Genomic DNA, 16,325 nt, shown 5'->3' with positions numbered 1-16,325 from the left:
GTGCTTTTAAATTATAAAATTCCAGCCTCTTCATGTTTTTTCACTATTTCTTCAGCTAACTTATCAAGAGCCTTAAAGTCTTCTTCTTTTGGAAATCCTTTTATGAAAACTGGTGAAATAACCTCTACTTTTAAATTGGTAATCATTTGAGAAAGCTGATCTTGTGCCCTGCTACCCCAATTATAAGAGCCTATAATTGAAACAAACTTTGTCTTCGGCTTTAAAGCATTGGCCAAATAAGTAGCATAAACCACCATTGGATGAGCACCTGTAAGTACTGTTGGAGTACCTATAACTATTGTAGCAGCATCCACTAATGCCATAGCCAATTCACCTATATCTGTAACAGACAAATCAAAAGGCTTTACAATGACGCCCTTTGCCACAAGAGCAGTCTGTAGGTATTCCACCATTTTTTTCACACTGCCGTGCATGGTAGCATAAGGTATTACGACTATATTTTTAGGTTTTGCATAAACCCATTCATTGTAAGCATCTAAGATAAATTTAGGGTTATTGTACACAGGACCATGACTGGGAGCAATTATATCTATATCTAAATCTTTTATTTTTTCTAAGTCCTTTTCTATAAAGTTTCTAAAAGGCATCATTATTTCTGCATAGTATCTTTTTGCTGCCTCATACACTTTGCACTCATCTGTTGCATAAAGTTCAGAAGTTGCAAGGTGGGAACCTAAAAAGTCACACGTAAAAAGGATTTTATCTTCTACAAGGTAAGTAAACATTGTTTCTGGCCAATGTACCCACGGGGCATGTATGAATTTTAACGTCTTTCCTCCTAAATCTAAAGTTTCACCGTCTTCTACAGTAATAAATTTGTCTTCAGGTATTAAAAGTAAATCCATTAAAAAAGTTTTTGCTTTAGGAGTACATATCACTTTAGCCTCTTTATATTTCTCAAGGACTAAAGGAATACATCCCGAATGGTCTTGCTCTGCATGATGTGCTATTATATAATCAATTTTTTCTACATCCTTTAACTGTTCTATCAAAACATCCGAAGTCATCGGATCTACAGTATCTAAAAGGGCTATTTTATCCTTTCCTTCTACCAGATAAGCATTATAACTCGTACCATCTGGCAGGGGTATTAAAGAGTCGAATAATTTTCTCTCCCAATGTACTGCGCCAATTTTACTTACTCCTGGTTTTATAGTCATTGCTTTCATCGATGTCCCCTCCTATTTGTTAATTTCTCAACTATATTATAGCAAATAATCTTTTATAAAAAAATAGTTTTTCTTGCAAATTTTTATTATATTCATTGTTCTACCAAACTTTTACACAAAAAAACAATAAAATTTGACAAAAAATAATCAAAGGTATTCCTATCATAAATAATTTATGTCTTGTCTTATGTCTAAAAAAATACATGCCGAGCCATACACCTATTGAACCGCCGAATAGTGCTAAAAAGAAAAAGGTCTTTTCACTTGTTCTCCAAAGTTTATGTAACGCTTTATATTTATCAATACCCATTAAAACAAAAGAAAATACATTTAAAGTTAATAAAGCAATCATTGCAATCTTGTTCATTATAACACCTCATAATAATTATACCACTTTATAAAAGGTATAAAAACCCAAAATATAGCTATCATAAAACTATGAAAAATATTGAGAGGTGTTGAAATGGTTACCTTGACTGCATCCCACATAGCATATCTAATAATGATTTTAATTATATTGATTTTACTTTTAATGAGAAAAGATATAATTTTACCCATAATATTAGCAATATTTTTAATTGGATTTCTATCAACTGAAAATATCTTAAAAGCAGTTCAAATACTTTACACTGCAATTTTTGTGTCAGGAAAAAGGTTGTGGCAAATCATAGTAATAATATCTCTTATAATATCTATGTCAAAAGCTTTAGATGACATAGGCGCAGATATAATCATAACAAAACCTTTTATAAAATATTTAAAAACTCCTACTTTTTCTTTTTGGATAATAGGTTTTTTAACGATGTTTTTATCATTTTTTATATGGCCTGCCCCTGCAGTCGGCTTAATCGGTGCGGTTCTCATCAATCCCGCTTTAAAATCGGGTATTGACAAAGTAAGCCTTGCCTCTATTGTTTCAATTTTTGGCTTTGGATCAGCATTATCAGGAGACTTTTTCATACAAGGAGCTCCCTCTATAACAGCTAGGGCAACAGGTATACCAATTCACACATTAATATTGGCAAGTTTACCTATTTGGGCTACAGCTTCAGCTGTAAGCATTCTTATACTTTATTTTATTACATTGCAGCAAAGTAAAATACAACAGCAAAACAATCATTTAGATGTTAATAGCATTGACAAACCTTCTCCTCCTTTTAGTAGTTTTGTGGTTTCAATAATCGCAGTAGTACTTTTTATTTTGGATATAATTCTGATGCTCTTATTTAGAATTCACTCTAACGCGGCCACTGCTTTGATAGGAGGAACATCTATAATAGTTTTAATTGCCTCTACAATAGTACAAAAAAATTTTTTAGACAAAACCCGCGAATATTTAAGAGAAGGTTTTATAACTGGAATGAGAACCTTTTCCCCAATTATAGTCATCAGCGCTTTTTTTCTCCTTGGAGAAACAAGCATGGCAAAGGAAGTTATAAGTCCTCATGCAAAAGGATATCTTGTAGATTTAGGAATGTATTTATCTCAGCACATTCCATTAAATAAGTACACTGTTTCTTTATTAGAATTTTCATTAGGAGTTCTGACTGGTTTATCCGGCTCTGGATTTTCTGGACTTCCTTTAATAGGTGCTATTGCTAAAACTTTTTCTTCAACTTTAAATCTAAACCCAGCAATTTTAGCTTCTATAGGGCAGATAGCCGCAATATGGACAGGAGGTGGTACAATAATACCTTGGAGTACCGTAGCTGTTTCTACAGTAATAGACGTAGAAGCCGAAAAAATCGCTAAAAAAAACATGGTACCTGCAATAGCAGGTCTTATAGCAGCATATCTTGTGACAATATTTTTATTATAATTACAAAGCCGAGGACTAAACCTCGGCTTTTAAGATATTCCCCTCATTATCAAATTCATCATACTGTCTTTCTCCTCATTGCTCAACTTTTCCCACGTCGCCTCAAAAATCACCCCCAATCCTGGTATTGCATTTTCCTCTTTGCTGTCAACAACCTCCTGTATAAACCCTTTGATTTCCTCTTTTGTTCTTCCTTTTAAGTTGTCAAGCACAGCTTTTTTTATGTCCATAACATACCTCCAATTGTAAGATTCACTAATATAATACCCAAAACAAAAAATAATAAACAAAAAAGTTCCTAAAAAGGAACTTAAACCTAAATGGCATGGAATAAATATTTAAGAATTAACAAAATTACTATACCAACTATCCCAAAAACTCCTGTAATAAAAGAGGTAATTATATTGACAGGCAAGTAAACCCCAAATAGAACACCAAAAAAATTAAAAAATAAAAGCATCACAAAACCCACTAAGGCATTTAGTACAAACTTTAACATCAATCTCAGAGACTTACCTAAAAGCCATAAAATAAAAACTAATATTAAAATAGCAACAATAAACGAAAAAGTCCCTTCCATCACCATGCAAATCACCTCGCATATCTTGATTACATTATATCATATTTTGCAAATTAAAAATAAATTTAAATTTACATTTTTTTGATTGATTAGTCTTTATTAATCATATAAAATAATAGAGGTTACAAAATTTAAGACAAAGGGGTATGATAATGGAACTATTAATCAAAGCTTTTATAATGGGAATAGTAGAAGGATTAACTGAATTTCTCCCCATCTCCTCTACAGGACATTTAATCATTGTAGGAAGCTTTATTAATTTTACCGGAAAATTTGCTACAATGTTTGAAATCGTCATTCAGTTGGGAGCTATTTTAGCAGTTGTATATTATTACAAGGGAAAAATATTTGCTTCTCTTAAAAATTTAAAACCTGGAGATTGGGGATTTAATTTGTGGTTCAAAATCTTTATAGCTTTTATACCAGCAGCAGTTATAGGATTATTTACTCACAAATACATTGAAGAGCATTTATTTTCGCCCTTCACTGTAGCAATTGCCCTCATTGTAGGTGCAATAATGATGATAGTTATAGAAGATGCTTTCGGAAAAAGGTATAAAATTGACAACATGGACAAAGTAGATACAAAAAAATCTTTGTTAATAGGTATAGCCCAAATTATGTCCCTGTTTCCAGGAATGTCACGGTCGGCGTCTACTATAATGGGAGGTATGCTCGCAGGATTGTCAGTTAAAGCTGCAGCGGAATTTTCCTTCTTTTTAGCTATACCTACAATGTTGGCAGCAACAGGCTTTGAACTTATCAAAAGTTTTACTGCCATGTCCTTATTGGAATGGGAAGCTCTTACAGTAGGATTCATAATGTCCTTCATAACCGCTTTATTTGTAGTAGATAAATTTTTGTCCTATCTCGCAAAACATCCTTTAAAACCATTTGCTTATTATAGACTAATTGTAGGACTACTTATGTTACTTCTAATATCTGAAAAGATAGTTAAATAATAAAAACAAAAAAGGGTAGACCCATTTATGGCCTATCCTTTTTATTTATTTTATTTATTCCAATTCCTCATAAGCTTTTGAATATACTTCATAATCTTTATCACTGAAAAGTATAAATCTCACTTCTTTTATATTGCTACCTTCAAGATAATCAGATACTACTCTTAAAGCTATTTTTGCAGCTCTTTCTACAGGGAAACCATATGCTCCTGTGCTTATAGAGGGAAAAGCTATAGTTTTTACATTGTATTCATCCGCCAATTTAAGGCTTTCTATGTAAGCACTTGCTAATAAATTATCTTCATTATGATTGCCGCCTCTCCATATAGGCCCAACAGCGTGAATAACATATTTAGCCTTTAAATTACCTGCTCCAGTTATAACCGCATGACCTGTAGGGCATCCTCCTTGTTTTTCTCTTATAATTCTGCACTCCTCATCGATAGAAGGGCCACCCGCTCTATGAATAGCTCCGTCTACCCCACCACCTCCAGATAAAGAAGAATTTGCAGCATTTACAATAGCATCTACTTCTTGATCCACAATATTCCCCTTTATTAATTTTATTCTCTCTTTCATTTCATCACCCTAATTTTAATTTTTATTTACGCTTAAAATTATATCACAAAAAACTGATATTTTCACGACATTGTGTTTTCATATTTTTCACCAATTATCCATAGAAAAGCAAAAGATATAAATAAACATATAGACGCTGCTAAAAATAACTTGTTAAATCCTATAAAATCCATAATAGCTCCAAAAGAGGAAGGAGTAACTATTGCGGCCAGGGATGAAAAGAAATAATAAAGTCCTGTATATGTCCCTATTTTTTCAGCTGAAGTATAGCTCACTACAAGAGGATAAGAATTTATTGTAAATAAAGCATTAAACATTCCAGCAAAAGGCATCAAAATTTGGATTGTCCTAAAATCACGTACTATCATAAATATTAAAAATAAAATTCCTTGTCCAAAAGCTCCAATCATCATAGTTTTTCTTTTCCCTATTTTTGTAGCTATAAATCCAGCAGGTAAAGCAAAAACTAAAAATGCCAAAGCGTAAAAACCCATTGCAAAAGAAGAAACACTTTCGTCTATCCCTAAAGCTATTTTGCAATACCTTGTGAAAAAAGTTTCAACTGCAGCAAAACCCGCAATTGTCATAAAAATTGACAGGAGAGTATAAAAGGGTGCTTTATTTTGATCTTTTACCACAGTTGCAAGGGCCTTTAAAATACTCTGTTTTTCTTTTTTTCCTCATTAACACCTATTTTAGGTTCTTTAATTGTTAAAAATAAAACTATAGGTATAATTAATGATAAAATCCCTGACAAAAAGAAGGGATATGCTTTGTTTATTTTATAAAGCTGAGATCCAATAAAAAATATTATTAATGAACCTAATCCTCCCATAAAATTTATGACTCCATTAGCTTTGCTTCTGTGCTCTTCTTCTACAATATCTGGCATTAAAGCTACCATAGGAGTCCTATACGTAGCTACAACAATGTTAAACAGCAAATCTATAACAAGAAGCGATAAAAGTTTTGTCTGAAGTGGAAGCAAAGCATATAAAACGCCAGCAAGAGGCATGCTTACAAGTATATATGGCATTCGCCTGCCTATTCTTGTTCGCGTATTATCGCTTAAAGCCCCAAAAAATGGAAGTATAAAAAGGTTAGCAATGTTGTCCCAACTCATTACAAACCCAATTAAAGTATTGCTTTTTGTAAAATTACCAAGAAAAATGGGCATATAGGCATTATATGCTGCCCAAATCATGGAAATTACCATAAAACCAAGGCCTAAATTAAATATCTTCAAATAATTCAATCGCGAGGACATATTATTCTCCCTTCTCTAAAAGATTTATCAAAGTTTGTGGGTCGTCAGTGATAATCGCATCCACACCTGCTTTTATCATCATTTCCATGTCTTCTTTCCTATCAACAGTCCAAGGAAATAATTTTATATTATTCTTTTTACATCCCTTTACTAATTCAGGTATTATATTAAAATAAAAAGGATGCAGAGAATACGCTTTCATTCGTATTGCCATGTGCCATGGTTCTACAAGCCCACATTGATAAAGAAGCCCAATTTTAAACTCCGGTGCCATTCTCTTTACATCCCTTAAGCTATAATGGTTAAAAGAAGAAATAACTACTCTATCCTCAAAGTCATAATCCTCTATCGCTTTGATAAGCTTTTCTTCAATTCCTGGATAAAGTACAACCCCACTTTTTATCTCTATATTTATAATAAAATTTTTATGTCCAATGAGTTCAAAAACCTCATAAAGAGTTGGTATTCTCTCCCCTGCAAACTTCTTGTCAAATTTTATGCCAGCATCTAGCCTCTTAAGCTCTTTTAAAGTAAAATCTTTAACAAAGCCAATTCCGTCTGTAGTCCTATCTACCCTTTCATCGTGAATCACTACTAGTTGTCCATCTTTAGTAAGCTGCACGTCCAATTCAATACCGTCAGCTCCCATTTCTAAAGCCCTTTTAAAAGATGCTAATGTGTTTTCTGGAGCATTTCTTGAATCTCCTCTATGGGCGATTACTAAAGGTTTCATAAATATGCCTCCTCATTTTTCAATTACTATACAAATTTTATCACACTTACCTTTAAAAACAAATTCACAAAATTAATTTTGTATAATAAGTTTGTTCTTCTTCATGAAGGAAAATTATTATTAAATTTTCTTTTTAAAATCTGCTGTCACATCGTGTTTAAAAAATTCATAAGTCACTCTCTTTGACAATTCAAGACTGGAAAGTCCAACAGCTTGTGGAAGATTTTTTTTCAACCAATTTTCATCTTTAAGATACTTTTTAAAAATCTCTTGACCTTTCTCATATTTTTCTTTTACACAATCAGGTAAATCTTTGGCAGCATTAAAATACAAAAAATCAAATTTTATAATGTCTTTTATTAAATCCTCATCGACATCGAGTGTTTCAATAGAAAATTTATATAAAATATCGTATAAGGCTTTTAATGAATGATTTTTATATAATAGCTCGTTTTCCTTCCAGTACTTATAAAATTCAAGATAAAAGTCAAATGGCCCTTCAAATTTATTCTCCAAATATTCAAGAGTTTTTTTAAATTTTCCAGAATTATAGTATTTGTTCAAAAGGAATGCTATACCTTTTAAAATGACTAACTCTTGATAACTAATATCCTTTGTATACAAGACCTCATAGGGGGGCTTACTATCATAAACTATTTTAAACTCCCCCACTTTTCTCATTAAAGGAGTACCTTTTAATACTTTTAAAAATCCCAACTGTATTTCATCAGGTTTTAAATTATACACATCATCAAAAGTTTTACTAAAAGTCCCAAAGCTATCTTCAGGAAGTCCCGCTATCAAATCTACATGCAGTTTTATTCCCGCTTCTCTAAGCAGTTTTATTCCTCTCAAGGCTTTTTCAACTGCAGTAATACGAGATATTTTTTTTAAGCTATTCTTATTTGTAGTCTGAACTCCTACTTCAAACTGTATTCTTTTTTCCAACCCTTTTAATTCTTCTATAAACTCTTTATCCACAAGCTCAGGGTTAACTTCGCAGTGAAATACAGTATCTCCACCTATTTTTTTCATAATATTTAAAATCTCTCTTGCTCTCTTTCTATTTGAATTAAAAGACCTATCAATAAGTTTTAATATTTTCACATTTTTATCTACAAACCACTTTAAATCCCTTTCAACTTTTTCAAGGCTTTCATATCTCAATTTATTGTCAATAGAAGAAAGACAATAAGCACATTTAAAAGGACAACCTCTTGAAGTCTCATAATACACAAGCTTATTGCTCAAATCTTCCTTTTCCTCATAAGATATGGGAACTTCATTTAAGTTGACATAATCTTTTTGTGGTTGAATTACTATTTGCCCATCAACCTTATAGCTAATTCCTGCAACTTCTTTTATATCCCTTTTTCCTTCTAACACTTCCAATAATTCTTTAAAAGCAATTTCCCCTTCCCCTAAAACTATGTAATCTACAAAGCCTTTTGACAAAAGATTATCTACATCATAAGAAGCCTCAGGTCCCCCCAAAACCAATATTACTTTCGGAAGTATCTTTTTTATATTTTCAGCCAAATTTAATGCTATTTCTATATTCCATATGTAACAAGATATACCTACTACGTCTGGTTCCTTTTCTACAACACTTTCTAGCATAAAATCTGTACTGTCATTTATAGTAGTTTCAAAAATCTCTATATCATAAGGATGACAAAACTTTCTTATATTTCTTATACCAAGATTTGTGTGATAATATTTTGCATTGATTCCTACAAGAAGTGTTTTCATATATATCCCTCGCATTTTACTACATTTTACAAATATATAATATAAGTATTTATACAAAAAAGCAAATAATTTTATTTGCACAGACTGTAGACAAACTTTCGTAAAGGAGATATTTTGCATAAGGAGCGACTTGTTACAAAGCGGTAACAAAACTTAGCAAGACCGAGGGTGGAGGCAGGGCCGAAGCCATGGATGGCGGAGGCGGGCACCTTAAGGCATGGATGCCGATTGTGCCCGGTACCCTGCCGGAGCCCGAAGGTCGAGCTTTAGTTTTGTCGCTTTGGAACATCGGAGCGACGATGCAAAATATCTCCTTTGAATATTTTTTAACTTTGTCAACAAACTGAAGCAAATAATTTTATTTGCACAACTATTTTTTCCTCCAATGAGATATAATATTGTTAGGTAAAACTTTGTGAAAGGATTGAAGACTATGGCTTTTATAAAATTCAATAAATTGTGGCTGATACTTATATTAATTGCCACAATATTTTCTGTTTTATACCTTTATTATACATTATTTCCAGGAAATATACCTCATGAAGTCTACAAATATTTTTCCCCTGCAGAAATATCAAAAGCGCAAAAGTATCACAAAATAAATCGATTGATTTACATAACTTCTTTTTTGACAAAAGCAGCTTTTTTGTTATGGCTTGTATTTGGGAATAATGCTATCAAGCTTTCATACTATACCGAAAAATTAGCTTCAGGTAAATACTATGTGAATGTCTTTTTATATTTCATTGCTTTATGGGTAATTTTAAGGTTAATATCTCTACCCTTTAGCCTTTTAAGCCATTCTGTTCAAGTTGAATGGGGTTTCTCTGTACAGACAATGGTTTCTTGGTGGAGTGATTATTTTAAAAGTGCGGCTTTAGACTTTGTTTTTTCGTCAATGGGAGTATTGCTCTTATTTGTAGCTCTAAATAAATGGCCTAATAACTGGTGGGTAAGTGCTGCAGTCTTTTTGACAATAATTATGTTTGTGCAAATTTACGTCTATCCTACTTTTATAGCACCTTTATTTAATAAATTCACCCCAATCAAAGACCAAAAAATAATAAACATGGTAAAGGAAATATCAAAAAATGCGGGAATAAAAATAGATAAGATTCAAGAAATGGATGCAAGTAAAAGGACTACTCTTGCCAATGCCTACTTTTATGGATTTGGAAAGACAAGTAGGATTGTATTGTATGATACATTATTAAAAAATTATCCAGAGGATGAAATAAAGGCAGTTATAGCTCATGAAGCAGGTCATTGGAAAGAAAATCACGTATTAAAAAGTATGTTAATAGGCATAGTAGGACTTGTAATAGGCCTTTATTTTCTTAATATTTTAATTCACTCAAGCCTATTTCTCCCTTATGGTAAAAGAATGACTCCTGCAGTTTTAGCGATGATATATTTGTTTATACTACTTATAAATTTTGACACAACTCCAATACAAAATTACATATCAAGGCAGATGGAAAAACAAGCAGATTTACTATCTGTAGAGTACCTTCACGACAAAAAACCTGTAATAAAACTTCAGATTGACCTTGCTAAAAAAAGTTTATTGGATGTAGCTCCGCCACCTTTTATAGAATGGTTTTCTTATTCTCATCCTTCTACAATGCATAGGATTGAATTAGTAGAAAAGGCAAATGTAAAATAAGTCACTTAGGTGTGCATTATTTCAATTTGTTGACAAAGTTCTATTTCTGTTGGCATTTTGCATCGTTTGCTGCGGTGATATCGCAGACTAAACTAGCGCTCGTCCTCGGGCTCAAGCGGGGTTCCGGGCACATTCGTCATCCCTGACTTAGTGCCCGCCTCCGCCATCCTTGGCTTCGGCCCCGCTTTCGCCTCTCAGCCTCGCTAAGTTTCCCGGCACTCAACTGAACGGGCTGGTCCTTTCTCTTATTCTCCTTTTTTAACATTTTCGGTTGAGTGCCGGGCTATCAAGTCGCTACACTTATGCAAAATGCCAACATATCATAAAGAGTTTGTCTACAGTCTGAAATAAGGCACTTAAGTGTGCCTTATTTTTATGAAGCTTTTTCTCTATCTATGAGTTCAATTGCTCCATGAGGACAATATCTCGTACAAACACCACACCCTGTGCACTTTTCTTCATCGATGCTTATGTTTATCCTAAATGACCCTCCAAACGTAACTTTAAAAGCCTTAAATCTGCAGCTCATTGCTGCTGGACAAAAAGGTGACCTGTCGCATATATTTTCATCGATTCTTGCTACTCTCATGATTCTACCTCCATTAAAAATACTCCCCCTCTGTTTAGGGGTATCATGTATACATTATACACGAAATTTTGTATTTGTCAACATAAAAAAAGGCCATCCTAAAGACGGCCCCTTTAATTTATGCTCTTATAAAATTTATCAACACCTCAGAGAACTTTTTTGCATCATCAAAATAGCAGGTATGTCCCAAATTTTCAAACACAAACAATGTACTGTTTTTAATATTATTTTTCAATATTTCCGCAAATTCATAGGGTGCAATATCATCCTTCTTTCCCCATACAATCAATGTTTTCACATATATTTCATTTAATTTTTCTTTGTATTTATCTACATTTATGCTATCCACAATTGTCAAACTTTTAAGCATATTGCCATATTTGAGAGCAAATTTTATAGATATCTCCCCACTAAAAGAGGGAGCTACAAGATGAAAAGAAGACATATTTAAGTTTTTTGCAAATTCTAATAAAACCTCTTCCTTTTCTAAATCACACTCTTCAGAAGAACCATATCCGGGAAATTCGAGACATATCACCTTAAAACCTTCATTAGACAAACTTTCAGCTATCCCTGAATTTATCCAATCATAAGCATTGTATCTTTTGCCATGCAATAATATCACTGTATCTTTGCTACTCTCTTTATCTATTTCTAAACAATGAATTTTACTGCCTTTTATATTTACATACTCACCTTTTATAACCATTTAAATCACCTCTATACAATGAGTGAAAGCTCTGCTCCATCCCTTATCGCTTCTACTGCAGAAGCAACAGTTTTGCAGTCACCAATGAAATAATATCTGTTCTCATTTTTTAGTTCCTCAAATTCTGTATCAGGTAAATTTCCAATTGCTAAAACTACATCCTCCACTTTGACTACTTTATATGTGTCCTTGGAAGTATACATGAGTTTTCCACCAGATATTTCTTTTATTAAAGCATTTGTGATTATATCAACTTTAAGTTCTTTTAATCTATTTAAAAGCAGTTTTTTAACCATTGGGTATATCTCTTCGCCAACTTCTCCTTTCATTTCTAAAACTGTAACATTTTTCCCTTTTTCAGCAAGGTATTCGGCTGTTTCAAGTCCAGTAAGGCCTCCACCAATTATTGCAATATCTTTTCCTTTTGGAATATTTCCTTCCAATACTTCAATAGCCGTGTAAGGCTTTATATCTGCATCTAAATTGATTTTAGCTGGCTTTGAGCCTGTAGCAATGACAATTTTGTCATAAGGCATTTCTTTTATTTCATTTAAACTTATTTTTTTATTTAAATGTACTTTGACATTGTATTTCTTTAAATCATTTTCCAGATATTCGATAACTTTTCCTATCTCTTGTTTATGGGGAGGCACTTTTGCTACATTTAGTTGTCCACCAAGTTTATTTTCTTTTTCAAACAAAGTAACATTATGGCCTTTTTTAGCGAGATATTTAGCTGCGGACATACCAGCAGGTCCACCGCCAATTACAGCTATATTTAAAGGTTTATCGGTCTTTACTTCAAATTCTTTTTCTCTACCTACCTCTGGATTAATCATGCAAGAAACAGAAAGTCCTTTTTGAATGTATGCAATACACGCCTGATTGCAGTGAATGCAATACCTTATATCTTCTTGTCCTTTTATCAACTTTTCTGCCAAATCCGGATCTCCTATGAGACCACGAGCTATCCCTATAAAATCAGCTATGCCATCCTCTAAAATTTTTTCCCAATCATAAACACTGCCGAGCTTATCAACCGCTATAACAGGTATAGTTACATTTTCCTTTATCCTCTTTGCAATTCCAATTAAAGGCTTATCTTCAATCCCCATAGGAGAGATATGGTATTCTGATGTGGAAGATACACCTCCCGATATATCTAAAGCATCAGCACCATGGTATTCTAACAGTTTTGCGAATCTTACACTCTCTTCGATTGAAAAGCCTCCATCTGTAAAATCACTGCCATTAATCCTGCAAATTACTGTCATATCCGGAAGAGCTTTTTTAACTCCTCGCAATATATCAAGTGCAAACTTTGTCCTTCCTTCAAAATTTCCTCCGTATTCGTCAGTCCTTTTGTTTGTATCAGGAGATAAAAATTGATTTACAAACCAACCATGGGCAAAGTGCAACTCCACAGCATCAAAACCAGCCTTTTTCGCCCTTATTGCTCCACTTATAAAATCTTGTACAAAGCCTTGTATCTGTTCTTTTGTAAAATCTGATGGCTTGTATTTTGGATTGTGCATTGCAAGTTGAATAGCAGCTTGTGCCCCATTTTGGTGAATTACCTCCGATAATTTTCTAAGTCCCTGTATTTTGTCGTCATCATCTATTCCTATTTGATTTACAAAAAATTTCCCCAGCTTATTTACATAGCTTGCACCCACAATGACCAATGAGACACCTTTTGATCTTCTTTTATAATATTCTACTTCTCTTTCGCTTACAAAACCCTCATTTGATAAATTTGTAACAGTAGGCAACATAATTATCCTATTTTTTAACTTAATATTCCCTATTTTCCCTTCTTTTAATAACACATTGACCACCTCTTTCATAGTTATATTTTAAAACTTGCATTGACATAAGTAAAATAATATAATTTTATACAACATATAAGTGAAAACTTATGAGGTGGTTAATATGAATTTAAGGCAACTGAAAATTTTTTTGACAGTTTGCGAAAGTGGCAGCATGTCAAAAGCAGCAAAAAAGCTTTATATGACACAGCCTTCAATAAGCCAAACAATCTCTGAATTAGAACAGGAACTAAATGTAAAATTATTTGAAAGAATGAGCAAAAAACTTTTGTTGACATATGCAGGAGAAGTTTTAAAAGAATACGCTAAAAGAATATCTTCTTTAGTTGAGGAAGCCCAAAGTACTCTTTTAGATATTTCAAACTTAAAAGCCGGAAAACTTCGCATTGGGGCAAGCACAACAGTGGGAAACAAAGACAAATACCCCTCCCCTTTATTTAATGAATTCCTGTCTTACCTTAAAGAATTCCCTTCACAATTTTAATTTCTTGACATAAGTTGCCATAAATGTTACAATAATATTAACCATAAAAATCCTAAGAGGTGAATTCTTATGAAAAAAATTGCTATATTAATTGAGAATATGTATGAAGAACCAGAACTACTATATCCATACTATAGACTTAAAGAAGAAGGATATGAAGTACATTTAATAGGTCCAGAAAAAGACAAAGTATATACAGGAAAACATGGATATCCAATGAAAAGCACCCATGCTTCAAAAGATGTAAAAGCCAAAGATTATGATGCAGTAATAGTCCCTGGAGGTTATTCACCTGATTACATGAGGAGATGTAATGACACTATTAATTTTGTCAAAGAAATGGACAAACTGCAAAAGCCCATAGCGGCTATTTGCCACGGCCCCTGGATTATGGCTTCCGCTTGCAATTTAAAAGGAAAAAGAGTGACAAGCTTTTTCTCAATAAAAGATGACTTAATAAATGCAGGAGCCCAGTATGTAGATGAAGAAGTAGTTGTAGATGGAAATTTAATAACCTCCAGAACTCCAAATGATTTGGTAGCTTTTGTAAAAGCCATAATTGAAAAGGTTAAGTGAACTATATGTTTCACAAATTACTAACCCCGCCACTTAAGGCGGGGTTGCAGTTTGTTGACAAAGCAAAATTTTAGCCCCTGTTTTCTTAGTACCGAAAGCAGGGGCTGTATATATCTGGATAAAATTTTCTTTAAAACTCCAAATAATGGATAAAAATTCAAAGTACCCAAAGGGCTCTTGCCCCTCCTCCATAACCATGTTGCCATTTTCTTTAAATTCATGGCAGCAAAAACAAGCATCGCTTGCATGGACAGTTTTTCTTTTCCTCTTAATGTTGTCCATCGCAAACCATGCTTCTCTTTCATATCAGCAAATACTCTCTCTATTGTCTCTTTCCTTCTTTCATATACTTCCTTACAATAAGGTGTATGCCTTAAATGCTCTGCTTCTTCTACATAACCTTCCCATATATGCCTGAATATCCTCTTTGTGTAGTCTTTACTTTGGGTACACTTTTCCCTTAAAGGACAATTCCTGCATTTTTCTGGATTCGATTTGTACTCTCTATATCCTTCTCTATTGGTTGTAACATATGTTAATATTTCATTTTGTGGGCATATGTAACAGTCATAATATTCATCGTATACGTACTGCTGCTTTTTCATGAAACCATCTTTTGTCATTGGTCTTGTGTATGGCACTGCTGGTATTATTTCTTTATCAAATATTGTCTTTAATATGTACGGATTTTTATAGCCTGCGTCTACTGCTATTGCTTTCGGTTTTCCTACTCTCTTTTCAACTTCTTCTAATACTTCTTGAAACATTACACTGTCGTGGACATTTGCAGCTGTTACTTTTACTCCTAATACAAATCCGTTTTTATCGCAGGCTGTATGAAAAGAATATGCAAAACATTTTTCTTTTCCGTTTTTGTTTAACATTCCGCTATCTGGGTCTGTTTTGCTTACTTTCACTTCTTTCGTCTTTATTTTCTTGATTTTCTTTAATGGCTTTTTGCCATGAGCTTCTCTATCTTTGTTTATTTCTTCTTCTAGTTTTTCTTGATAAGTCCTGGCTTCTTGTTCTACTATTTCTTTGGTGTATTTCTTCTTGTTGGCACTTGCTTTTACATGGGTTGAATCTATGAATACTTCCTCCGCATTTACTAGCCCATGCCTTATTGCTTCTTCTAAAATCTTCGTAAATATTTTCTCAAATATGTCTGTCCCTTTGAATCTTCTTATGTAGTTCTGGCTAAATGTTGAAAAATGAGGTATTTCTTCTGTTAGCCCATACCCTAAAAACCACCTATATGCCACATTTGTTTTTATCTCTGATATTGTCCTCCTTATTGAGGGTATGCCAAAAAGATACTGAATAAACAGGATTTTTATTAATACTACTGGATCTATGCTTGGTCTGCCGTGATCTTCGGAATATTTGTCTTTTACTAAATCATATATGAAACTGAAGTCTATGACTCTTTCTATCTTCCTTAAAAGGTGATCTTTTGGAACTAACTGATCTATGCTTACAAATTCTATTTGATGTCTGGCATCCTGTTTCTTTGATAACATCTTGTTTCTCCTTTCCTCTTTTGCTTCATACTACTAAAAAAACAAGGAACCCTTTTCATCATAACGGGTT

16 protein-coding genes and 2 pseudogenes are annotated in these 16,325 nt (G+C 33.1%); 5 read left to right on the top strand and 13 right to left on the bottom strand.

All coding sequences use genetic code 11. The features are described from left to right. Window positions 1-11: 11 nt before the first annotated feature. The gene (locus OEI98_RS05700; protein WP_266040164.1) at window positions 12-1,190 is read right to left on the bottom strand and encodes an FprA family A-type flavoprotein; all 1,179 of its coding nucleotides are present in this window, start codon (window positions 1,188-1,190) and stop codon (window positions 12-14) included. A 100-nt stretch (window positions 1,191-1,290) separates the two neighbouring features. After that, complete coding sequence (locus OEI98_RS05695) at window positions 1,291-1,557, bottom strand: DUF1294 domain-containing protein (RefSeq protein ID WP_004403998.1); 267 nt, start codon at window positions 1,555-1,557, stop codon at window positions 1,291-1,293. Window positions 1,558-1,653: 96 nt separating this feature from the next. On the opposite strand from OEI98_RS05695, the gene OEI98_RS05690 reads away from it, so the two are divergent. Beyond that, entirely contained in the window at window positions 1,654-3,009 is a 1,356-nt protein-coding gene (locus OEI98_RS05690) for a hypothetical protein (RefSeq protein WP_266040162.1), read from the top strand. A gap of 29 nt (window positions 3,010-3,038) precedes the next feature. On the opposite strand, the gene sspI is transcribed toward OEI98_RS05690, so the two are convergent. Both sspI and OEI98_RS05680 read right to left on the bottom strand, forming a co-directional pair. Further along, window positions 3,039-3,239 (bottom strand): small acid-soluble spore protein SspI, encoded by a 201-nt coding sequence (gene sspI / locus OEI98_RS05685; RefSeq protein WP_003868635.1) that lies wholly within the window; start codon window positions 3,237-3,239, stop codon window positions 3,039-3,041. Window positions 3,240-3,325: 86 nt separating this feature from the next. Continuing rightward, on the bottom strand, window positions 3,326-3,595 hold the full coding sequence (locus tag OEI98_RS05680) for a pro-sigmaK processing inhibitor BofA family protein (protein WP_009052278.1): 270 nt from the start codon (window positions 3,593-3,595) through the stop codon (window positions 3,326-3,328). Between the two features lie 146 nt (window positions 3,596-3,741). Here OEI98_RS05680 and OEI98_RS05675 point away from each other — a divergent pair, with 146 nt between their 5' ends. Continuing rightward, entirely contained in the window at window positions 3,742-4,551 is an 810-nt protein-coding gene (locus OEI98_RS05675) for an undecaprenyl-diphosphate phosphatase (RefSeq protein WP_266040157.1), read from the top strand. A 54-nt stretch (window positions 4,552-4,605) separates the two neighbouring features. Here OEI98_RS05675 and OEI98_RS05670 read toward each other — a convergent pair whose 3' ends face one another. The 5 genes and pseudogenes from OEI98_RS05670 to OEI98_RS05650 all read right to left on the bottom strand — a co-directional run bounded on the left by OEI98_RS05670 (window position 4,606) and on the right by OEI98_RS05650 (window position 8,882). Further along, entirely contained in the window at window positions 4,606-5,130 is a 525-nt protein-coding gene (locus tag OEI98_RS05670; protein ID WP_003869476.1) for an O-acetyl-ADP-ribose deacetylase, read from the bottom strand. A gap of 62 nt (window positions 5,131-5,192) precedes the next feature. Next, window positions 5,193-5,717: an MFS transporter gene (locus OEI98_RS05665; RefSeq protein WP_266040154.1), complete on the bottom strand. Its 525-nt coding sequence runs from the start codon at window positions 5,715-5,717 to the stop codon at window positions 5,193-5,195. Between the two features lie 65 nt (window positions 5,718-5,782). Beyond that, window positions 5,783-6,397, bottom strand: coding sequence for an MFS transporter (locus OEI98_RS05660; RefSeq protein WP_266040152.1), 615 nt, complete (start codon window positions 6,395-6,397; stop codon window positions 5,783-5,785). A gap of 1 nt (window position 6,398) precedes the next feature. Further along, complete coding sequence (locus OEI98_RS05655; protein WP_004403987.1) at window positions 6,399-7,130, bottom strand: glycerophosphodiester phosphodiesterase; 732 nt, start codon at window positions 7,128-7,130, stop codon at window positions 6,399-6,401. Window positions 7,131-7,194: 64 nt separating this feature from the next. Further along, window positions 7,195-8,882: pseudogene (locus OEI98_RS05650) on the bottom strand (B12-binding domain-containing radical SAM protein). Window positions 8,883-9,315: 433 nt separating this feature from the next. On the opposite strand from OEI98_RS05650, the gene OEI98_RS05645 reads away from it, so the two are divergent. Further along, window positions 9,316-10,548: a M48 family metallopeptidase gene (locus tag OEI98_RS05645; protein ID WP_266040148.1), complete on the top strand. Its 1,233-nt coding sequence runs from the start codon at window positions 9,316-9,318 to the stop codon at window positions 10,546-10,548. A 373-nt stretch (window positions 10,549-10,921) separates the two neighbouring features. Here the strand turns inward: OEI98_RS05645 and OEI98_RS05640 are convergent, their stop codons facing one another. The 3 genes from OEI98_RS05640 to OEI98_RS05630 form a co-directional block, all read right to left on the bottom strand. Then, complete coding sequence (locus OEI98_RS05640) at window positions 10,922-11,137, bottom strand: ATP-binding protein (RefSeq protein ID WP_004406807.1); 216 nt, start codon at window positions 11,135-11,137, stop codon at window positions 10,922-10,924. Window positions 11,138-11,255: 118 nt separating this feature from the next. Continuing rightward, window positions 11,256-11,846: an alpha/beta fold hydrolase gene (locus tag OEI98_RS05635; protein WP_266040144.1), complete on the bottom strand. Its 591-nt coding sequence runs from the start codon at window positions 11,844-11,846 to the stop codon at window positions 11,256-11,258. Window positions 11,847-11,857: 11 nt separating this feature from the next. Next, on the bottom strand, window positions 11,858-13,675 hold the full coding sequence (locus tag OEI98_RS05630) for an NAD(P)/FAD-dependent oxidoreductase (RefSeq protein ID WP_266040142.1): 1,818 nt from the start codon (window positions 13,673-13,675) through the stop codon (window positions 11,858-11,860). 103 nt (window positions 13,676-13,778) lie between these two features. On the opposite strand from OEI98_RS05630, the pseudogene OEI98_RS05625 reads away from it, so the two are divergent. Both OEI98_RS05625 and OEI98_RS05620 read left to right on the top strand, forming a co-directional pair. Next, window positions 13,779-14,084, top strand: a pseudogene (locus OEI98_RS05625) (LysR family transcriptional regulator); the annotation flags it as partial. A 144-nt stretch (window positions 14,085-14,228) separates the two neighbouring features. After that, complete coding sequence (locus OEI98_RS05620; RefSeq protein WP_003869487.1) at window positions 14,229-14,735, top strand: type 1 glutamine amidotransferase domain-containing protein; 507 nt, start codon at window positions 14,229-14,231, stop codon at window positions 14,733-14,735. A gap of 20 nt (window positions 14,736-14,755) precedes the next feature. Here the strand turns inward: OEI98_RS05620 and OEI98_RS05615 are convergent, their stop codons facing one another. Beyond that, window positions 14,756-16,255 carry an IS1182 family transposase gene (locus tag OEI98_RS05615; protein WP_266040138.1) on the bottom strand — a complete coding sequence of 500 codons (1,500 nt, stop codon included), beginning with the start codon at window positions 16,253-16,255 and terminating at the stop codon, window positions 14,756-14,758. Between the last annotated feature and the right edge of the window lie 70 nt (window positions 16,256-16,325).

The organism is Thermoanaerobacter sp. RKWS2 (assembly GCF_026240795.1).
Classification (GTDB): Bacteria; Bacillota; Thermoanaerobacteria; order Thermoanaerobacterales; family Thermoanaerobacteraceae; genus Thermoanaerobacter; species Thermoanaerobacter ethanolicus.
Note: the sequence above shows the minus strand (reverse complement) of the source record. Positions and strands in the feature narration are given on the sequence as shown.